This is a genomic window from Terriglobia bacterium (assembly GCA_020072565.1).
GTDB lineage: Bacteria > Acidobacteriota > UBA6911 > UBA6911 > UBA6911 > JAFNAG01.
The window spans coordinates 162,101-183,018 of sequence record JAIQGI010000003.1; the positions used below are offsets into that span (position 1 = coordinate 162,101).

12 protein-coding genes are annotated in these 20,918 nt (G+C 59.6%); 1 reads left to right on the forward strand and 11 read right to left on the reverse strand.

From position 1 onward, the window contains the following. Positions 1-58: 58 nt before the first annotated feature. The 11 genes from LAP85_02705 to LAP85_02755 form a co-directional block, all read right to left on the reverse strand. Positions 59-1,225 (reverse strand): DegT/DnrJ/EryC1/StrS family aminotransferase, encoded by a 1,167-nt coding sequence (locus LAP85_02705; GenBank protein ID MBZ5495287.1) that lies wholly within the window; start codon positions 1,223-1,225, stop codon positions 59-61. An 11-nt stretch (positions 1,226-1,236) separates the two neighbouring features. Next, on the reverse strand, positions 1,237-2,202 hold the full coding sequence (locus tag LAP85_02710; protein MBZ5495288.1) for an SDR family oxidoreductase: 966 nt from the start codon (positions 2,200-2,202) through the stop codon (positions 1,237-1,239). A 329-nt stretch (positions 2,203-2,531) separates the two neighbouring features. After that, on the reverse strand, positions 2,532-6,263 hold the full coding sequence (locus tag LAP85_02715; protein ID MBZ5495289.1) for a hypothetical protein: 3,732 nt from the start codon (positions 6,261-6,263) through the stop codon (positions 2,532-2,534). A 160-nt stretch (positions 6,264-6,423) separates the two neighbouring features. After that, complete coding sequence (locus tag LAP85_02720) at positions 6,424-8,538, reverse strand: BatA domain-containing protein (GenBank protein MBZ5495290.1); 2,115 nt, start codon at positions 8,536-8,538, stop codon at positions 6,424-6,426. A 51-nt stretch (positions 8,539-8,589) separates the two neighbouring features. Next, positions 8,590-9,504, reverse strand: a complete 915-nt coding sequence (locus tag LAP85_02725) for a DUF58 domain-containing protein (protein ID MBZ5495291.1) — start codon at positions 9,502-9,504, stop codon at positions 8,590-8,592. 47 nt (positions 9,505-9,551) lie between these two features. Next, positions 9,552-10,571: a MoxR family ATPase gene (locus LAP85_02730; protein ID MBZ5495292.1), complete on the reverse strand. Its 1,020-nt coding sequence runs from the start codon at positions 10,569-10,571 to the stop codon at positions 9,552-9,554. Between the two features lie 50 nt (positions 10,572-10,621). Then, positions 10,622-11,428 carry a DUF4159 domain-containing protein gene (locus LAP85_02735; GenBank protein ID MBZ5495293.1) on the reverse strand — a complete coding sequence of 269 codons (807 nt, stop codon included), beginning with the start codon at positions 11,426-11,428 and terminating at the stop codon, positions 10,622-10,624. A 12-nt stretch (positions 11,429-11,440) separates the two neighbouring features. Then, the gene (locus LAP85_02740; protein MBZ5495294.1) at positions 11,441-14,017 is read right to left on the reverse strand and encodes a tetratricopeptide repeat protein; all 2,577 of its coding nucleotides are present in this window, start codon (positions 14,015-14,017) and stop codon (positions 11,441-11,443) included. A 91-nt stretch (positions 14,018-14,108) separates the two neighbouring features. After that, complete coding sequence (locus tag LAP85_02745) at positions 14,109-15,170, reverse strand: hypothetical protein (protein MBZ5495295.1); 1,062 nt, start codon at positions 15,168-15,170, stop codon at positions 14,109-14,111. Continuing rightward, positions 15,167-17,461, reverse strand: a complete 2,295-nt coding sequence (locus tag LAP85_02750) for a glutamine amidotransferase (protein MBZ5495296.1) — start codon at positions 17,459-17,461, stop codon at positions 15,167-15,169. The genes LAP85_02745 and LAP85_02750 overlap by 4 nt, the downstream gene beginning before the upstream one ends. 422 nt (positions 17,462-17,883) lie before the next feature. Further along, the gene (locus LAP85_02755) at positions 17,884-19,242 is read right to left on the reverse strand and encodes an insulinase family protein (protein MBZ5495297.1); all 1,359 of its coding nucleotides are present in this window, start codon (positions 19,240-19,242) and stop codon (positions 17,884-17,886) included. A 132-nt stretch (positions 19,243-19,374) separates the two neighbouring features. Here LAP85_02755 and tldD point away from each other — a divergent pair, with 132 nt between their 5' ends. Further along, positions 19,375-20,817 (forward strand): metalloprotease TldD, encoded by a 1,443-nt coding sequence (gene tldD / locus LAP85_02760; protein ID MBZ5495298.1) that lies wholly within the window; start codon positions 19,375-19,377, stop codon positions 20,815-20,817. Positions 20,818-20,918 lie beyond the last annotated feature (101 nt).

The window sequence follows — 20,918 nt, forward strand, 5'->3', positions numbered from 1 at the left end:
TACGTCGCTTCGTATGCAGAATGCAGCGCCTTCTTTGTCATTCTGACTCCTGCTGGAATCATGCGTAGAAATCCGCGATGCAGTTGACGACATAATTCCGCTGTTCATGAGTGAGTTCGGCATAAATCGGGAGTGCCAGGGTCTGCGCAGCCGCTTCGCTCGAGCGCGGAAAGTCCGCCGTTCCGTACCCAAGGCCGCGGAAACACTCCTGTTCATGCAGTGAAACCGGGTAATAAATCTCGGTCCCGATTCCGCGGCTCTGCAGGGCGGCCCGCAGTTCATCCCGCTTCTGGCAGCGGATCACGTACTGGTGGAATATGTGCCGCTTGTGGGGAAGCACGGGAGGAGTCTGCACGCGCCCGCGCAATCCGGCTTTCAGAAAAAGGTCATCGTAGTCCGCGGCATTGCGCCGGCGTGCGGCGGTCCAGCCTTCGAGATGGGTGAGCTTTACGCGCAGGACCGCTGCCTGGATTTCATCCAGGCGGCTGTTGAAGCCGACGACGGCATGGAAGTATTTCGGATGGGCCCCGTGATTGCGCAGGAGCCTGACCTGTTTTGCGAGTTGCTCATTGCGGCTCAAAACCATGCCGCCGTCTCCCGCGCCCCCCAGGTTTTTGGAAGGGAAGAAGCTGAAGCACCCAAGATCGCCCATTGCCCCTGCATAATCGTCGCGATGCCTGGAACCGAAAGCCTGACAGGCATCCTCCACGACCGGGAGCCGGTAACGCCGCGCTACGGACAGGATTTCGTCCATCGCGGCGCACTGGCCAAAAAGGTGAACGGGAACGATCGCTTTGATCACAGCGCCGGAAGGTTTGTGGACGAGCTTGCCCGTCGTCAGGTTGAAGGAACAGTCCCGTTCCAGGAGCGCCGGCAGCCGCTCGGGATCCATGTTGAAACCGGCAGGTTCAATGTCGACGAAAACAGGCCGGGCTCCCAGGTTCACGATTGCCCCCGCCGTGGCAAAAAAGGTGTACGGGACCGTAACCACCGCATCCCCGGGCCCGACGCCGAGCGCTTTGAGGGAAAGGAGAAGAGCGTCTGTTCCCGAGGCCACGCCGATGGCGTGAGGAACGCCGCAGAACCGGGCTGTTTCTTCCTCCAGCGCCGCCACATGCCGGCCGAGAATAAACCGTTGACTCTCGAACACCTCGTCTACAGCAGCACGGACCTGTTCGCGAATCGTTGCGTACTGTGCTTTCAGATCGAGTATTGGAACTTCCATGAAAACACCTGTCAAATGCGCGTGGACTGGGCTCCCGCGAAACGAGTCTTAAAGTAGGTAATAGTGCGCCTCAAACCTTCTTCCAGCGGCACAGCCGGACGCCAGCCCAGCAGTTTCTGGGCGCGGGTCGTGTCGGGTCGCCGAACCTTGGGATCATCCTCGGGCAGCGGTTCGAAAACAATGGAGCTCGAAGATGAGGTCAGGGCCAGAATCTTCTGTGCGATCTCCATGACCGTCAACTCCTGCGGATTCCCGATATTCACCGGCAGATGGATTTCCTCGGAATCGGGCGCCATGAGCAGCTTTACCAGACCCAGGACCTCATCCTCGACATAACAGAAACTCCGAGTCTGCTCCCCTTTCCCGTAGACGGTCAGCGGTTTCCCGTCGAGGGCCTGTACGATGAAGTTCGAAACCACGCGCCCGTCATGCGGACGCATGCGCGGGCCATAGGTGTTGAAGATACGCGCAATCCTGACGTCGATCCCATGCGTCCGGTGATACGCCATCACCATGGCTTCGGCAAACCGCTTCGCCTCGTCGTAGACGCCGCGCAGGCCGATCGGATTGACGTTGCCCCAATAGCTCTCAGGCTGCGGGTTGACCAGCGGGTCGCCATAGGTCTCCGACGTGCTGGCCATCAGGAACCGGGCACCTTTGTTCTTGGCCAGGCCGAGAGTCTTGTGGGTGCCGAGCGCCCCCACCTTCAAGGTCTGGATGGGAAGCTCGAGATAGTCCCTCGGGCTTGCCGGGGATGCGAAGTGCATCACGGCGTCGACCGGTCCTCCCAGGAACATGTACTCGGTCACATCGTGCTTCAGGAAACGGAAATGCTCGTTTCCCAGCAGGTGCGCGATGTTGTCAATGCTGCCGGTGAGCAGGTTGTCCAGGCACACGACCTCATGGCCCAGCTGCAGCAGATGATCGCAGAGATGACTCCCTAGAAATCCGGCCCCGCCTGTAATCACGATCCTCATGCACCCTCCCCGAAAGTTCGGTGCGAAGCAAAGAACGTCCCGACAAAATGAGGGCAGATTATACCCGATGTGAGAAGAATGAAAGCTAGAAACCGCAGATGGCAAAGCGGCAATCGAACGGATTTACGTAACACACGAAATGCACGAAACCGATTTCGTGTCTTTCGTGCTACTTACGTACAGATCCTTGCCATTTAGGCAAAAAAACAAAAGATCAACGCAGAGGGCGCGGAGAGAGGTCATGCAGGAGCAGGAATCCTCTGCGGCCTCTGCGCTGAGGCTTTGGGTTGCGGATATTCCGCGCCGCGTATTTCGTGCTTCCTGCAACGCTAGCGTTTGATCTTGGCCAGGGATTTGTAATACTCCTCCACCAGCTTCTTGTAGCTTGCGGGCGCTTCGCTGTCCTCCGCGTAAAAGTACTTGTCGCTCTGAAGCACGCGTGCGAGTTCCCGGCTCAGATCGAGTTCGACATCGTGGAGCAGGTCGATGGCCTGCTTCAGTCGCGCGATGCCCGCAGCATCGTCATACCTGCGATCTGAGCGCATGCCCTGAAGCTCTTGAAGGACTCGATCGAGGTTCTGTGCCGCGGCAGAATTGCGGTCCAGCAGACGCCTGAGTTCCTGTGCATCCAACGCGCGCTGTCCCAGCTCCTGCTGCTGTTGCCGCAGTTCCTCCTGGCTATAACGGCTCCCGCCCGGCGGTCGCGCGTCGCCGGTTGCATTGGTTGCGTCACCGGAGGGAGGCCCGTTGACATTGCGCTGGTTGCGGCTGTCTCCTTGAGCCTGCTGCCCCCGCAGCCCTTGCTGGCCTTGTAGTTGGCCCTGGCCTCGTTGTCCTTGCTGGCCCTGCTGGCCTCGTTGTCCTTGCTGGCCCTGCTGACCCTGTTGGCCCTGCTGGCCCTGCTGACCCTGTTGGCCCTGCTGGCCCTGTTGGCCTTGCTGGCCCTGTTGGCCTTGCTGGCCCTGTTGGCCTTGCTGGCCCTGTTGGCCTTGCTGGCCCTGTTGGCCTTGCTGGCCCTGCTGGCCCTGTTGGCCTTGGCGCGGATTCTGGAGGCGTTGCTGCATTGACTGTAGCCCCTCGGCCAGCTGACGGGTCCTGTTGAGAGCATCCTCGAGCTTGCCCTCCTGGGTTTGGGCCATACCGCTCTTCGCTGCTTCGAGCTGCTTATTGACCTCCTCCAGGCCTTGGCGGATGAAATCCTCCCGCGGCATGGCGTATTCGTAGTATCCCCCCGCCAGCAGCTGCCCGTCGCGGATGCGCTCGGGCAACCGCTTGTCGCGAATGGTGCCCGCGGCCTGGTTCAGCTTGCTGTTGGCCTCTGGCTGCGTCTTACGCGCCTGCTGGGCCAGATCCTCGATCGTCCCCTGCAGATTTTGGACGCGATCTCCGAGCGCCGCCTTGCGCCCGGCGAGGTTCTCACGCTGTTGTTGAGCCTCTTGGGCATTGCCGCCCTGCTTGTCCTGGCTCAGTTTCTCGATGCCCGCGCGGATGCGGTTTTCTTCGTTGAGAACCTCGCGCGATTCCTGGATTGCCTGCTCCAGCCCCTGCCCAAGGTCCGTCTCCTTCCCGCGAGCCAGGGCGCGTTGAGCCTGCTGCAGCTGCTGCAAAGCCCGAATACCCTCGGCGCCGGCCTGTTGACCGTTGCGCAGTTGATTTTGCAGAGCCTGTTTCATTTGCTGGATCGCCTGCTGCAACTGATTGCTGGCCTGGTTGAGCTCGGGCGAGCTTCGCTCTCGCGAGAGGCGCTGCAGCTGGCGTTGCAGTTGTTCCGCTTCGTTCAGCAGCTGCTGCTGGCTTTGTGCCGAGCTGCCGCCCGAGGTTGCCGAGCCGCTCTGCTGACCGGCCATCTGATTGCGCAGGTTCTGCTGCTGGTTTTGCGCCGAGCCACCCGAGGGCGCCGTGCTGCTGCCCGGCGGGCGGCCCATCATGCGATTGCGCTCGTTGAGCTGTTGCTGGCGCTGCGCCAATTCCTTCAAGCGTTCCAGCGCCTCATCGACCTTCTGGTCGCGCGCCTGCTGCTCACCGCGCTGCACGGTCTCATACTGGTTCTTGAGTTTGTTCATCTCCAGGTCGAACAGATCGGCCAGGTCCTCGGCACTCCGCTGCGATCCCGACCCGCCTCCGGCACGGCTCTGATTCTGAAACGAAACCTGGATCTCGTTGAACATGCTTTCGGCACGCATCAACTGCTGCAAGGCCTGCTGTTCTTCTGGCAGGGCTTCCGTGGGCTTTTCGGCGCCGAGATGGATGGAGGCTTTGCCCATTTCATCGGCGGCTTTTTTCATGTATTGGCCAAGCTGCGTCCAGTCTTTGCTCACGTCGAGCGTTCCCCGGCGCTCCAGGCGGGCCAGCAATTCCTGAGTTTGAATCTGGAGCTTGCTCTGGATCAACGAGAGCGATTTCAGGTCGTCCCGGTATTCCTTGGGATCCATGGTGTCTTTGTCGCGGATGAGCTTGTAGGTCGCGCTGATGATATCCTTTTGTTGCTGGCTCAGTTCCTGCTGCCCCTGCGCCCCGCCGCTGCCGCTGCCGCTGCCCTGGCCCTGCTGGCTCTGTATGTACTTCTGATCGAAAGGGCGCACATGAATGAAATAAATGTCGGAGGCGCCCGTACCGGGCCCGGTAACGTTGTTGTTGTCGGTGGCTCTGCCGTAATAGGAAATCAGATCCCCCGGCTGCAAGCCGAAATCCTCCAGGAAGAACGTATGCGGAGCCAGGACCGTCTTTTGACTCGGATTCCCGTCGTAAAGATCGACGATTTTCTCGGGACCGCCGTTGACGGAGTAATGGAGTTCCACCTTCTTCAGCCCGATGTCATCTTCGGCCTTCACTTCCGAGAAAACCTCCTCGACGCTCGTTGCGCGCACGTCGCGCATCGGCTTCGTAATCGTGACCTTGGGCGGTGCGTCCGCAAGCGCTTCCATCTCGTATTCCGGCGATGCGGCGTAAGGCTTGCCTCGTGCGTCGGTGAGCTGAACGACGTAAGCTCCGGAGCGCTTGAGCGTGAGAGCGCCGCTGAAGCCCACATCGCCGGCCTGCGCCAGCTCCAGGGTCGACTGATCGTCGAACAGCAGACGGGCCGACTGCGCCGGTTGACTGGTATGGATGCGGAGTTGGACCCGGGTGCCCTTGATCGCGGAGATATCGCCCTCGCCTTCTACCGTCTGCTCGGGCATGCCGGTATAGGCGGGGAAGTTGTATGTCAAATCGATTTTGTCCACTCTCGGAGCATTCAGGACTTTGATCGTATATGTCTTCGAGCGTACGTCCCGCGCCTCGACGTAATAGCGCATCGACGACTCCACCTCCACGAGGAGGTAAAGGAAGCCGCTGCCGAAAGGCTCGGGCTCCATCGCAACCGGCGTCCAGTTTGTCGCTGTTAAGGACTGGGTGTAGAGTTTCACGTCTGCCGCATCAAAACCGATCAGCTGGGCTTTGACCTGCTGGTCGACTCCTTTGGCAATCTCGATATCCCCGGGCACGACCTCGATCAAGAAGGGCGAGCGGGGCGCGGCATTCACCCACTGAACATAGAGGCGGTCAAATCCGTAATGGAAAAACGGGGGGCCCCAGTTGATGAGCGCGATCAGTGCCAGCAAGGTCCCCACTGCAACAGTGCCGTAGACGGTCATGCGCTTGCGGTTGAGAAAAACGGAGAAATCGATTCGGCTGGTCTTCTCCATCGCATCCCTGATCAGGAGGTCCAGCATGCCGGGGGTGATGTCACGACCCTCGCCGAACTCGACCGCAGTGATCAAGCGATCCTCGAGATGCGGGTATCGTTCTTCGACATACTGAGCAATCTGAATGTCGGAGATCCGGCGCTTGAGGGGCATGACGAAGAAGCGGAAGGCCACATAAACGACGACGCCACCGGTAAGCAGACGCATGACCCAGACGGCGGCGGGCTTGAAGCCGAACAGGTCGGCGCCCCAGATGCCCAGGAGCAGAAGGGTAATGGTCGAAACCAGGAAGAAGGCCAGACCCTTTGCCATCCTATCGATGCGCCACCGGCGGCGGACGATCCGAATGTGCGACAGCAAGCTCTGATATGAGTTCATGATCCCCTCCGGCCGTCAGGCGGCGCCTCTATCGTCAATATTCTACAGCGAACCGCGGAGGCCCCCAAGGAAATGCGGAATAGCCTGCTCACCAGTGACACATTGTCCTATGCCATTCGTCCTTCCCTGTTTCTCATCGGCTCCTTGCGTTCGATTTTCATTATTCCGGCTTCAATATGAAGCGATTGGCCAAAAGGCCCTCAATGAGCAGCAGCGCCAGGGCGCCCAAAAGTAGGTAGCGCCAAAAACGAACTCTTTTGTCCTGTTCTTCCGCGGTCGGCAGCTCGTCGGGTGAAGTCACCGGCGCCGCCCTCGTTTCCGTCGACACCCAGCCGGCCGCCATTTCTTCCGCGTTGCCGTGGGCGAGATCCGATTCCCGCAGAGCCGGATTGACCGCGACGCTGGTGTTCAGGTTCGGAGTGCGGATGTCATAGAACCCTGCCATATCCACCGCCACCGCATCTGATCCGGGGGCCATCTGGATGCGGTGCTTGGCGGGGTCCATGACCACAATCGCCTGATTCAGATTCACGTTGCCTTTCCCCTGGCGGACGGCCGCCTCCACAAGAAGTTTCTTGGGAGCGATCGTGTCCCCCACGTCCAGCCACTGGCGCTCCTGTCGAAAGTTCTCGAGGTAGCGCAGAATCTGGTGCCAGAAGGGAGCAAACACGGCCTTGACCGGCAAATCGTTGGTGTTGTCATCGGCGGAGGACGCCAGAACGAGCACGCGCCCCTTGTCCACTTCCACCGCCACCAGGGCGGGATCGCCGTCGTCGAAACGGGCGAGTATCTGCCCTCCGACCGAAACCGCGAGTCGGGCGTGCTTGTAAAATCTGGCGCTGGAAAAGGATCCCGAGTGGGGCTCATTAAAAGGACGGAAGATCGGATGATCCATGAGGAGATCGGTCAGCAAAGCATAGTCATCCGAACCCCCTGCGCCCGGATGTCGCCCGGTGTTCCCGGCAGTCTCCTCAACCTTGATCGGAAGCCAGTTCCCGAAGGTGCGGCTGAAGTCCGCGGCGAGGGAGTTGTCTGCCAGCACAACAATGAGACCGCCGCCGCCTTTGACAAAATCCTGCAGTCTCTTCTGAACCGCCGCGCCGCCGCCGGAGGTATTGTTCCAGATAAGCAATCCTCCCGTGATCGCCCCCAACGTATCGAATTGCCGGGGCGTGATTGCCGAGAGGTGATAGGGAGAGAGTGCAGAAATGTTAAGGGCATTGGCTAGAAAAAAGCTGCCTGGGCGGCCACCCCTGCCGGCATTGGGACTCTCCACCGACAAAACCGGGACCTTGGCACGCGCCTCCAGAGTCATGGCGAAGCGGTTGTCCCGCGTCAGGCGCGGGTCTGCGACTTCGAGCGCAACGTTGTGAACCCCGGCTGTAAGGCCCGGCAGTTGAAACTCCACCCCCTGGACTGCGCCTTTGGCGACATCCACCAGCTTCTCCGTCACAACGCGATCATCCACCGCCAACGTCACCCGCGACCCATTGCGATCCTCGGTGCCGAAATTGACTATGGAGAATCGGATCTTGAGCCCTCCTCCTTTGTCCTCTTCGCCTTCAAGTACCTGCACTTCTCCGAGCGCAAGATTGCTGAACTGATCCGAACCGACATCCGTGCACTGCAGCTCGACGCCGGAGCCGAGGCGAAAATCATGTTCGTCCGTGGCCCAGCCGCTCTTTTGGAAATCGGAGATCAAATGAATGACGTGTTTTCCTGCACCCGAGTCGAGGACTGCTTTCTCGGCAATTTTGAGCGCCTGGCCGTAGCGGGTCGGACGGTCGGTCAGCTCGGTGAGTTTGTCGATGGCATCCAGGACGACGCCGAAATCAGTGGCCGGAAGGGTCAACACCTTTGTTTGATCCGAAAACTCGATGACGGAGACCTTGTCACCCGGAGCAGCACGGCGCACGATGTCAGCCGCCGATCTGCGGGCTCGATCCCAACGGTCGCCGTAGGCCATGCTCATAGAATTGTCGAGCAGAATGACGTGGGCGCTGGTCACCCGGCCGGTCGCCGCCGCGGCTTGAGGCTGATCCCGGAACGGACGCATGAAGGCCACCACCAGCAACAGAAGTGCAAGGATACGGACGAGCAGCAGCAGCAGGTGCCGCAGCTTCTGATAGCGGATGATCCTCTTGTTTATCTTGCGCAGGAACATCAGCGTCGGGAACTCGATTTTCTGGGCACTCTCCCGCTTGATCAGATGAAGCAGGATGGGCACCGCCGTTGCCAACGCCCCCAGCGCAAACAGTGGAGTTACGAAACTCATGATCCGACCTCAAACCTCCAACCTCCGGCCTCCGAAACGCCGGAGGCCGGTTCAGTACAGTTGCGAACGCCGTGCCAGGTATGTAAACAGGGCCTGGTCCAGCGGTTGAGAAGTATCGATGAGCATATAATCCATCCGGTCTTTCTGGCACTCCTTCTCGTAGACTGCGATCTGGCCCCGGATGAGTTTCAGATATTCATGGCGCAGGAAGTCCGGAATCACGTGCATCTCCTCGTAAGTTTCCATATCGACGAACTGGGCGCTCTTGTCGAATTCAAAACGCAGCTCGGCCGGATCCAGAACGTGGAACACGATGACATCGTTACCGCGGAAAGCGAGGTTCCGCAGCCCGATCATCACTTGTTCGGCATCGTCATAGAGGTCCGAAACCACGATCACCATTCCGCGCCGGCGCAGCCGGTCGGCAACTTCGACCAGGGGCCGGGCAAAGCTGCTCCGTGCCTCGGGATGAAGACGCTCGATCGCATGGAGGACCGTGTTCAGGTGGCCTATGCTGCCGCGGGCGGGCACGAGCTCCCGAACGCGGTCGTCGTAAGCGGAAAATCCTACGCTGTCACGCTGTTTGAAAGCAAAGTAGGCGAGACAGGCTGTCAGGAACTGGCCGTACTCGAGCTTCGTGATGCCCTGGCTGCCGTAAGCCATGGAACGGCTGCAGTCCAGAACCAGATTCACGCCCGTGTTCGTCTCTCCCTCGTACTCCTTGACGTAGAACCGGTCGGTGCGCCCAAAAACCTTCCAATCGATCTTGCGGATGTCATCGCCGGGCCGGTAGTGCCGGTACTCGGCAAAGTTCACACTGAAGCCCAGGTGGGGTGATCGATGCAGTCCGGAGATGAATCCCTCCACAACCGTGCGCGCCACCAGCTCGAGGCTGGAAATGCGAGTCAAGGTGGCCGGATCAATGAATCGCGTCGGTTGCGGGGCTGTCGATTGAACGTGTATCATCTCTGCCTCGAACTTCTCAAATGATCTCCATCACCCAAAACCGGCATCTACAAGCCGGACTTCGGCGTCGGCACCGTTTGAAGGAGCCGGCGAATGATCTCGTCGGTCGTGATCTTCTGCGACTCGGCGTGGAAGTTGGTCAGTATCCTGTGGCGCATTACTGGAGAGGCGAGCGCCTGGATATCCTCGATTGACACGTTGAAACGGCCGTTCAACAGCGCCCGGGCTTTACCGCCGAGCACGAGGTACTGAGACGCACGCAGGCTGGCACCCCAGTTCACCCACTCCTTGACGAAATCAAGCCCCCCATTGTCCGGGCGGCTGGCCCGCACCAGCGTCACAGCATAACGAGCAACCGAATCGGGTACGGGCACCCGGCGGACCAGTCTTTGAAACTCCAGAATGTCCTCACCCGTCAGGGTCCGGATGATGTCGGGCTGCTTCAGGATTGTGGTTTCGTTGACTACCTGCAGTTCGTCGTCCTCGTTGAGATACTCTATGATGATGTTAAACATGAACCGGTCGAGCTGTGCTTCCGGCAGAGGATAGGTACCCTCGAGCTCAATCGGGTTCTGAGTCGCCAGAACGAAGAAGGGCCGGTCCATGATGTAGGTAGTCCCCTGGACGGTCACCTGCAGTTCCTCCATCGCCTCCAGCAAGGCGGCCTGGGTCTTGGGCGGCGTGCGATTGATCTCGTCGGCGAGCAAGATGTTGGTGAAGATCGGGCCTTTAACGAAGGCCAGCTGGCGCTTCCCGGTGGTGACATCTTCCTGGATGATGTCCGTTCCCGTGATGTCGGCAGGCATCAGGTCGGGGGTGAACTGGATGCGCTTGAAACGCAGATCCAGAATGCCGGCCATGGTTTTGATCAAGAGGGTTTTGGCCAGCCCGGGGACGCCCGTTATCATGGAATGAGCGCCTACGAGCAGGCAGATCATCACCTGCTCGACGACTGCATCCTGGGCGACGATGACTTTTCTCAATTCTGTCAGGATCTGGCGATAGCTGCGGCCCAGCTTCTCCACTGACGCCGCTTCTGCCGTTACTACCCGCTGGATTGTCTCCATCTATTGCATCCCTTTCTGTCTGTAGGCCGGATTCCGACCCCGGCGCGCTGCTAATGCGTCAAGGCGTACATGATGTAGTTGACGCCGTATTTGAACGCTTCGTTCGTATCTTCGATTTTGTAGAATGGATCGGCGGACCATTCCCAGTACTCGCTGACGTCATTGTTGTAGTCGACCACCATCATGAGGCGCTTGTTATCGTCATACATTCCGTAGTACGCCGGCCTCTGGTTCCGCTGGTACGGCGGCTCGATATAGATGTTCCTGAGGTCGTAAAAGCAGGTGAAGATCGGGTGGTCGTGGGGAAGTTCCTCCAGAGCGCGATCCGGGAAGACGATCCTCATCTCATCTATGAAATTGTACATTTCCCGCGAGCCCCGGAAATCGTCCACGATCAGAAAGCCGCCCCGGAGGAGATACTCGCGCATGTTGTGGGCTTCTTGGTCCGAAAGGGTGATGTAACCCACTTCGCACAGATACGCGATCGGATATTTGAAACAATCGTCGGTTTGAAAGGTGAAAATGTGGCCGCCCGGGTTGACGTCGACCTTGGTCACCTCGGACATGATCTTCATGAGATTTTCCTCGGAGCGGGGAAAATCATGGCTCCAGGGCGGGCCATTCGGATCGCCGATCCCTCCCCGCCAGTGGAATGACGGTGGGTAGGAGAACTGGACGCGCGCAAAGGTGAACTTGCTTTCTTTGCGCGGCAACTCCCGCTGGGCGTACGCCCACCAGCCACCGGCCGAAATCAGAGCCATTGCCAGGATCGGCCAGACAGCCTTGCGCCTGAGGAATCGGCCGGCTGCGCCATCTTCAAGCCGGCGCCACGCGTCCCTTTGCCCGGAAATCTTCACCGGAAACCTCCACTATGACTCTTTTTCATTCAGCTTCAAAAGCAGCTGTTGTGCCTTCTCGAACGTCGGCGCAATTTCGAGCGCGCGCAGCGTCTCGCGCTTCGCCTCCGCCTTCTTCCCCGCGCCGAAAAATGCCCGCGCAAGATTGTAGTGGGCCGCGGCGGGATCGGGCGGATTCAGCCCGATAAGAACCTGAGATGCCGCAATCGCTGCGGGCCAGTTCTCAGCCTCCAGTGCAGCCTCCCCAAGCGCCGCATGCACCTTGGGATCATAGGGATCGACGTAGACGGACAACTCGAGGACCTTCGCCGCATTTGTCCAATCCTTCCGCTTGCGGTAAATCTCGGCCGCGCGGCTGAGGGCCAGGGTGGAATTCTCGTCATAGCGCGCCCAGCCGACATACTGCGCAAGGGCATCCTCTTCGCGCCCAAGTTCCAGATACATCTCGCCCAGGATCTGATAGGGATTCCCCGGCTCGACAAAAGGGGGGAACAGGCTCTCTGCCCTTTTTAGATAAGTCTCGGCCGCCGTGAAGGATTTCGCCTGGCGCAACTGAGCACCCAGTTGCAGGTTGGCAAAGAAATCCTCCGGGTTTTTCCTGAGCAGGGCCTCCAACTCCGATTTGCCGGGCGGACCCCCGGCAGCCGCTTGGGCCGCAACCCTCTGGAAATCGAGCCGCGCTGCAAGTGCTTTCAGCCGCGCATCCAGAAAACCGGCGTACTGCGCATCCACGGTCTTCGCATCCCAACCGAGCGTCTGGCGGAACACTTCCTCCGCCGGCCTGTTCTCCGCAAACAGGGCCAGCGACTGCTTGATCTTCTCAAACCCGAATTTCTCTTCCACCATGCTGCAGAAAAGCGCCGCCTGGTAATACGAAAGCTCGACCTGCTGGGGATACTGCGGGCGCATCATGCCGGCGTTCAGCTCGCTCACCTTCAACAGCTTTCCATCCTTATATGCCATCACGAACGCAGCTGTGAGATCGTCGCCCCACCCGGGGCGAGCTTTCTGCTCTTCATAAACTGAGAGCCCTTCTGAAAACCAGCGCGGGATGTTGTGTTTTGTCATCTGCAGCGTGATAACGTGGGTGAACTCGTGCCACAACGTCGTGCCCCAGTTGAAGTCGCCGGCTTCGCGCGCGCGCGGCGAATCGAGAGCGACCACTTTACCGAAGCAGACACCCAGGGCGCCGAGTTCCGGCAAACCGAGCGCGCGCACGGCAAATCCGCCCTGGTCGGGGAACATTTCGATCTGCAAGGGCCCTGCCGGGTCGAAGCCGTAGCGCTCCGTCAGCCGTGCGTAGGCCTCTTCGGCGAGCTTCGTCGCATACGGCGGCAGGATCGGCATGTCTTCTTTCGCCATCTTGAAGACAAAATGCTCACTGCGCACGGTTCCAAACTTGTCCATCTGGTCCAGCAGGTCCAGTGTGTTGAAGGCCCAGACGTTGAAGGGATCGCCATCAAAGGCCTGCTGCACCATGGCGCGGCCTTCCTTGAGGTCGCCGACGCGCATAAGGTTCATTCCCAGGCTCGCGTATGCGGGGAAAAGCTTTGGGCTCAGTGCCACCGCTTTGCGATCAAACTCCACGGCTTGTTGATACTTCCTGCGCATCACCAGGCTTTCCGCGATCGTGTGGTACAGGCCCCCGTAGGAAGGGTTGATTTCCAGAATCTTTTTCTCCACCTGGGCGAAACCGCGTGCGTCTTCGCGGATCTGGTGATAGATCGCCTGAAGACTGAGCGACTCGAGGTCGCGAGGATTGACGGCAAGGGCAAGCTGGATCTGACGCAGGGCCTCGTCGTAAAGTTCCTCCTGGATCCGCAGTTCGGCAAGGAGGTTCAGCGCCGGCACAAAATTGGGATTGATCTCCAGAGCGGTGTGCGTGAAAACCTCAACCTGGTTGCTGTTTTCGTACTGCTTCGCCAGCGCCATGCCGACAAGCGCAGCGGGATAGGACTTGTTGATCTTCAGGCAATCCCGGAACACGCTGATTGCGTCGGTGCCGTCGTACTTGTCCAGAAACAGATAGCCGAAATTGCTGAGGGCCTCCAGCGGCGTTTCGGGCCCCGGATTGGTTCCGGTGGCATCGATGAAAATATCCTTGGCATCCTGAATATAGCCCCGGCGCCAGGCGGCGAGTGCGATGATGCCGAGGTCCTGGCTGCCGGTCACGCTCCCGTGGCGGTACTCGTCGAGGAGTCCGTCCCAGAGTGCATTGGCGTCCGATGCCCGGCCCACTGTCTCCAGCAGATCCGCCAGTTCAGCCGCCACCGTGCGCCGCAATGCTCCCGGCACGAGTGCGCGGCGCAAATGCTCTTCTGCTCCGGCATAATCGCCGACCGCGCGCGCCGAGCGCCCGCGCTCGAGCTGCAGGGCGGCTGACGTGACACCAGGCTTCAGGAATTCATCGCCCCGTTTGCACGCCTCCGCGTAAGCACCGGTTTCACGCAATGTCTGCAGCAGCCCGACCTGGCTTCCCTCCTGGCCCGGGCGCGCGCGCAAGGCCGCCTCGAAGCCACTTCGCGCCTGGGCGTAGTCGCCGGCGCGCAAGGCCGCCTTCGCCTCTGCCGCGCCTTGGGCGCGGGCCACGCCCCCTCCAGAGCAGACAAGCAACCATCCCCATAGACACAAAATCCATCTTTGCATATTTCGTGGTTTGAAGATCTGCATCCGTCCCATGTTATTTTTTCCGGAGTTTGGCCTGAACCTCGGCCAGCTTCAGCAAGAGCGCCTCCAACCTCTTTTCGTACTCCGCCTCGGGAATTTCATCCTTGATCGATTTCAGCTGTTCGACCTGTTTTTCCAGTGACTGAGCTTCCTTGGCCAGCGCCTGGGCTTCGGGGCTCATATCCGCCTGAAGCAGGAGTGGAGATCCGCGGTCCAGGTAAGCCGAGCGAGACAGCAGGGTGCTGCGCGTCCCCGCGTCTGCGAGAGAGAGCGCCTGCGCGTCGCCGTTGTCGCTGAGCATCGGATGCTCCGACTGCATGCTCCCCTCTTTCGTGTAGCGCTCTTCGACCTTGCGTGCCGCATACGAGTACGCTTCGAACATCGAAACCCGCCCGTTCTTGTCGACGTCGGCATTGTTGTCGACAAGCGCCTCGATGAAATACCTCCCCAGATGAGTCAGGTTTTTTTCATTCCCACTCCTGGTCGCAGAAATAATGATCTTGCCCTTCCCTGCCAGTGCTTCCAGGCTTGCACCGCTGCAATTGGTGGCATTGACGATGACGTAGCGCTGTGCCGGAATGGCATAGAACATCGCCGCCAGCTCCACAGAAGTGGGATCGGGACCGACCAGATTGAGCCTGTACATCTTCCCGTCAGCATCGCCATGTCCTTCAAGGAACACAAAGAGCGTGTCGACTTCACCCCCACGGCCCGCGATGTCCCGGCACACCTTCTCCAGGTTTTCCCGGTTCGACTGGTACTGGATGCGGGCGGGATCCAGCTTCGGGTCGTCGAAGAGGGCAATAACATGGCTGGGGGGAAATCCCAGCGGGCCTTCCAGCAGGCCGCGCAGATTCACCAGCTCCTGCAAGTACTCCTTCTGCAGGCCGGGCTCGCCGCTGATGCCGGTCACGAGGACTGCCCAGCGCCCATCGCTCGTCGGATTGTTCTGCGTCCGCGCCGGCATGCCGCTGAAAAGTATCAAACAACACACCGCAACGCACACGGAAGGCACGAGAGAGCCGGGGAGCTTTCCCTGTGTTTCACGGTTCAAGTCTTGTGGCGGCGTCCTCATGCAAGCCCCTTGCGCTTTCTCAGGATCCACTCGGCCGACGCGGCCCCCGCCAACAGCAGGAAGAAAATCGGCATGTCCCAGAGCTCTTTTTCCTCGAGGCGCGACGCACCCGTGTCAGAGTAAGAGATGTCCTCAGGCAGAGTGCGCGTGCCGCTCGCTGTGTAGTAATGCCCGCCGGAATCGGCCGCGAGCTTCTTGAGCAGGTCGGAATTCAGGTTGGCATTGTGGTATTCCTCGAGGGAGTCGGCGATGCGGAAGTTGGCGCGGGCGATCCCCAAGCTTCGGCTGCCGCGGAAAGCCTCTGCCGTCACCTCGTAGATCCCCTCCTCCTGCGCGTTGTAGGTGGCCGAGTACTGCCCCTCTTTGCTCAGATCCCAGATGAGAGGCACGGTGCTTGACGCGCCGGATGGAGCCCTCACCCGCGCAGTGACCTGCGCGTTGTTGAGGCGCATGAACGATTCGTCGTTCACCTCCGCGCGCACAACCACACTCTCATCCGGAGAGTAGGAATGCCTGTCGGTATCCAGGTTGACCTGATCGGGCACCTCGTTTACCAGCCAGCGCAGCAGCTGCTTCCAGAACAGGTCGTGGAAGTTGTTTTTATACTCCTGCTCCATGCGCCAGCGCCAGGTGGAGTCGGTCGTCAGTGCCATGGATTTACCCCGGCCGAAGCGCTGAAAGGCAAGAAGCACAGGATACTGGCCGGTCACATCGCGCACGGATGATTGAGCCAGGACCGTCGCGCCCGGCTTGGGCGCGCCCGTCGGATTGATACCGACCAGCGGAGGTGCGGCCGCCCATCTCTTCCTGTTCGCCTGCTCGTCCATTGAGAGCCGGGTCGCCGGATGCTCCAGCCCGTAGCTGGTCAGCTCGGCCTTAAACTCGCTGTCCTGATAGCCGGGCACAGGGGCATTTCCCTGGCCGGGACGCAGGGCTATCGGAAGGGCATCCTCCAGCGGCGTGTTGACATAGCCTCCCTGCCCGAAGGAATTCTTGCCTCCGATCATGAGCAGGCCCCCTCCCCGCTGGCTCACGAAGTCCGAAATCATGCGGAGTTGATCGAAGGTGAAGAAACTCGCCTCGGCGCTCCCGAGAATGAGACCTTTGTATTTGAACAGCTCAGGCTTGTCGACCGGAAAGGACTTCTCCAGACCAGCTTGAGTATCAACACCCTGATGCGTGAATTTGCCGTTTGCCTGCCGCAAAAACGTCACCAGACGAAGACTTTTGTCGTCCTGAACGGATCGCCTGAGAAAGGCATAAGCCCAGCGCGGCTCGCCGTCGGTATAAAGCAGGTAGGGTTGCTCGTTTTCCACTCGCACCAGGGCACTCTGATCGTTGTTTTCCGAAACCACTTCATCCGGAAAGGGCTCGACTCGGAACGAGAACAGCTTCGGTCCCGCGGATTCGCTGCTGAAATTGACCTTGAATGTCTTTACCTCATCGTCACTGCCAAGCATGATTTCCTGGCTGTGAACCAGGCGATCCCCTTCCTTGACCACGAGGCGCGTCGTGCGCCCGGCATACCCTTTGGAACGCACCGCAACATCCGCCTCAATCAAGGAATCTTTGAGCACTTTCCTGGGCGTGATCACTCGCAGGACTTCGGTGTCGCGTGAGAAGCTCGGGGATCCAATCCCGATGGGATACACGGGAATGTTGCGCGCGCGCAGTTGTGCCGCAGTCGCATTGAGGTCCTTCGAGTGGTTGTCTGCACCATCAGTGATCAGTACGATACCCGAAATCGGGGCGCTCCCGAGTTCGCCGGTCACCTGATCCAAGGCGCGTGCCAGATCGGTGACATTTCCGTGCTTCGGTTGATCCTGGAAACTCTCGACTCGTTCCGCCGATCCCGAGAAGCGGAAAAAGCGGACCTTAAACTTGCGCGCCAGCTCATCCAGCATGGGATTGCCATCGGGACGAAGCAGTTGCCGTTCGACCTCCAGGCGCGCTTGCCCTCCGGAGCCGTCCCGAATCTCCATGCTCTTGCTTAAATCGTAGACGACGGCAACAAAGCCTTTCTGCGGAATCACAGAGTGGAGAATGAGAACCGGCTGCAGGAAAATCGCGATCAAAACCAGGAGCGGCACAGCGCGCAGACCGGCCAGAATATACTTCCATGACGGCGGGAGTGTGCGCACCGAGCGGCGGTATAGAAACCACGAAACTGCGAGCGCGGCTGCTGCCAGCACCCAGGTCAGCAGCATCGGCCACGGCGGCCGGAGCGCGATCGTGCCTTTTTCGAACAGGAAAGGACGGTATTTGAATAAAAACTCAAAGATAGCTGTCATGGAACTTTCCGCCGCATCATTCCATCCTGGTTGTGGGCCTGGCGGGCGACCTGCTCAAACTCACCGGAAAGCTGTCTCATGAGCGGTGAAGCCGTTGTGATCGAGTGCAGGCATAGTTTGATTGTCGAGCCCATTGCCGACATTCGAAACCTGGGGAACGCCGGAATGTCGCCACTTGAGCTGAAAAGTCCTTTCACGCCAGTCAAAGCTGATAGGCCCCGAGCGGCAACAATACTGCCAAATTATACCTGAGCAATGACCGAATGCCAGACCCCAGGCAGCTGTTGGAAATCGGACACAATATATATACGATACGAATGTGGTCGCGTTCTTGTTCAAGCCAGGGAAATCCGCCAGGGCTGCTGAATTCTCGAAAAAACGGCTGCAAGCTCTGACGGTCCGGGAGGTTCCTGGGGTACGAGTCAGCGCTTCAGGGGCTGAACCGTTCCCATGGATTCCAGTTGCGGGCGGAGTGTGGCTGCAGGCCCACGCACGATCAGGATCAGGCCACCGGGCAAAAGCCAGCGCTTTGCAGCTTCCTTCACCGTGGCGGGACTGCTCCGCCGGACGAAATCGGAGAAAGTCACGAGATAGTTGATGCCGAGCCGGTAGAGTTCTGAGTCGAGCAGAACGTTGCAGATGCCGTCAGCAGAGCTGATCGTCTTGCCAAACTCCTCAATCCATTGATCCTGCGCTCTGGTTACCTCTGCGGCGCTGACTTCAGTATCCTTGAAGGCTTCCACGGCATCGATTATTTTGTCGATCTCGCCGACCGCCTGATCCGCTGCAGCCTGACCTTGAATGTAGAAGGGTCCCTCCAGCCTGCGCCCCTGCGCACCTACCGTCAGCTGCGAGGTGGGAAGAGCTTTGGTGAGACGTTCCTGGAGCAGGCGCGTGGCCAAAATCCCGGAATAGTACACAGGATCCTCGCGCCTCGGCCAGAAATTGCCCAGAATGTACTGGGCGGCTGGAGAACCCGGCTCGTCTTCCAAGAAAATATTGCGCCCCGCGGGCTCACTGGCCGGCAGGAAGGTAAAGGGAATCTCATCGTTACGGACCCAGATGCCCCAAATGCGGCTGGCCTTCTGCACGATTTCCACTGGAGGCGCCGAGCCCACCACAACGAGAGCAGCCTGATCGGGGGAAAAAAACCGGCGATAGAAGTAGCGCACGTCGCCGACCGCGATGTTTTGCACCGTGGCCAGCGTTCCCCCCAGAGGCCTGCCGTAAGTCGTCCCCCGGAAGAGTTCGGCCTCAAGTTGGCTGCGCACCCGCTGCCGCGGATCCTCCGGCGCTTGGAGTTGCCGGATTATGGAGCCCTGGACCTTGATGAAATCATCCTCGTTGAACTTCGCCTCGCCCACAATCTGATAGAGAAGCAGCAGGCAGCGCTCGTATGTCTCGCTTTGCCCCCTCAGCAGCAGGCGAATCCCGTCCCAATCACAGCGAACTTCCAGGCTGGCCCCGAGGTAATCCAGCTCATCCTGGATGTCTTTGGCGGTTCTGTCCAGCGTCGCTTTCCCGATCATCTGGGAAGTGAGGTAGGCTTCACCTCCCTTGTTGGCACGATCAAAGGTCGAGCCATATCGGAGCACCAGCCCGATCGTCATCGTGTTGCCGAGGTTTGGGGTCGACGCCACATAGATCTGCAACTCGTTCAAGAGCATCTTGCGGGTCAATTCCGGAAACACCAGGGATTTCTGCGCGGGTGCCGCGTAGGCATTTGTGGCAAAAACAGCCAGCAGGACAAATAGGAAACTCGTACCGGATTTCGTCTTCATATTTATTATCCTGAAGATTCGAAGCCTATCATAATAGTCGCTATAGCGACAAGGCAATGCCTGGGCGCCTCGCGCATCTGCTATAATCTTACTTCGAACAATTTGCGTTGTGCCCTCCCCAGAGTGTTATGCATGACTGACAGCAGGCTCGATCCCGGGAGCATTTTCGCCGGCCGCTTCGGCATCACCCAGCGGGACCTGGACCGACTTCTGTGCGCCGCGCTCGACAAAGGGGGGGATTATGCCGACTTGTACCTGGAATACCGAACGAGAGATATGCTGGCGCTGGAAGAGGGGATGCTCAAGAGCGCCACGAAAAACATATTTCAGGGAATAGGGGTGCGCGTGGTCGTCGGAGATAAGACCGGCTCCGCCTCCGCCGACAGCCTCGAGATGAACGAAATGCTTCCGGCCGCCGCCGTAGCGGCTGCCATCGCGCACGACGCCGGTTCCTCCAGCCATCCGCATGTTGCCTACCGCAGACCTCCGCACAATCTGTATCCGGTTGCTCATCCCCTCGTGAATCTTGAACTGCCGCCCAAGCTCCTTCTGCTCGAGGAGGCCAACCGGGCGGCGCGCGCATATGACCCGCACGTCGTCGAGGTGCGCGTCGTACTCGCAAATGAGATAAAGCACATCCTGGTATACAGTTCCGAGGGAGCCGCGGTCACCGACGTGCAGCCGCTCTCGGTGCTCCAGGTCTCATGTGTCGCGGGTAAGAACGGCGAACGTCAGATCGGCATCAAAGGGGGCGGCGGGCGCATTGGGCTTGAGTTCTTTGAGTCGAAGCCGCCGGCCTATTTCGCGCGCAATGCGGCGCGACAGGCCGTGCTTTTGCTCGATGCCGGCGAGGCCCCTGCCGGCCCCATGCCGGTGGTGCTCGGGCCGGGCTGGCCGGGAATTCTGCTTCATGAGGCTGTGGGGCATGGGCTCGAGGCCGACTTCAGCCGCAAGAACCTCTCCGCCTTTTCGGGGCGCATCGGCCAGCGGGTCGCTTCCGAGCTGTGTTCGGTGGTGGATGATGGAACCCTGCCGGGTCGAAGGGGGTCACTCAATGTGGACGATGAGGGCAATCCTACGAACCGGACTGTCCTGATAGAGGACGGGATTCTCCGGCAGTACTTGCAGGATGCCCTGAGTTCAAGATTGGCTGGAACTCCGGCCACCGGCAACGGCAGGCGCGAAAGCTATGCTTTCGCACCGATGCCACGCATGACCAATACATTCATGCTTTCGGGCTCGAGCGATCCCGAAGAGATCATCCGATCCGTCGACAGGGGACTGTACGCGGTAGACTTCGGCGGGGGGCAGGTGGATATCACCAACGGCAAGTTCGTCTTTTCGGCCTCCGAGGCCTATATCATCGAGGAGGGCCGCATCGCCGCACCTGTCAAAGGAGCGACCCTGATCGGAAATGGCCCGGAAGTCCTGACTCGCGTGACTATGGTCGGGAACGACCTCGCCTTGGATGAAGGCCTCGGCACCTGCAACAAAGACGGCCAGAGCGTCGCAGTGGGAGTGGGAACCCCGACGCTTAAGATCAGCGAGATCACCGTGGGAGGAACCCGGAGGTGAAAGTTGCCCGATAACGGGCGAGCCGGCGACGCAGCCCTTGGAGTGCGCAGCATGCTTCCGCCTTCCCGCGGAGTCATACAGGACGCAGGAAACGAAGGTGC

Bases quoted from the DNA above. Each gene is read 5' to 3' on its own strand.
- LAP85_02705 (MBZ5495287.1), bottom strand. From the start codon at position 1,225: ATGGAAGTTCCAATACTCGATCTGAAAGCACAGTACGCAACGATTCGC.
- LAP85_02755 (MBZ5495297.1), bottom strand. From the start codon at position 19,242: ATGAAGACGAAATCCGGTACGAGTTTCCTATTTGTCCTGCTGGCTGTT.
- tldD (MBZ5495298.1), top strand. From the start codon at position 19,375: ATGACTGACAGCAGGCTCGATCCCGGGAGCATTTTCGCCGGCCGCTTC.
- LAP85_02720 (MBZ5495290.1), bottom strand. From the start codon at position 8,538: ATGAGTTTCGTAACTCCACTGTTTGCGCTGGGGGCGTTGGCAACGGCG.
- LAP85_02725 (MBZ5495291.1), bottom strand. From the start codon at position 9,504: ATGATACACGTTCAATCGACAGCCCCGCAACCGACGCGATTCATTGAT.
- LAP85_02730 (MBZ5495292.1), bottom strand. From the start codon at position 10,571: ATGGAGACAATCCAGCGGGTAGTAACGGCAGAAGCGGCGTCAGTGGAG.
- LAP85_02710 (MBZ5495288.1), bottom strand. From the start codon at position 2,202: ATGAGGATCGTGATTACAGGCGGGGCCGGATTTCTAGGGAGTCATCTC.
- LAP85_02750 (MBZ5495296.1), bottom strand. From the start codon at position 17,461: ATGACAGCTATCTTTGAGTTTTTATTCAAATACCGTCCTTTCCTGTTC.
- LAP85_02745 (MBZ5495295.1), bottom strand. From the start codon at position 15,170: ATGAGGACGCCGCCACAAGACTTGAACCGTGAAACACAGGGAAAGCTC.
- LAP85_02715 (MBZ5495289.1), bottom strand. From the start codon at position 6,263: ATGAACTCATATCAGAGCTTGCTGTCGCACATTCGGATCGTCCGCCGC.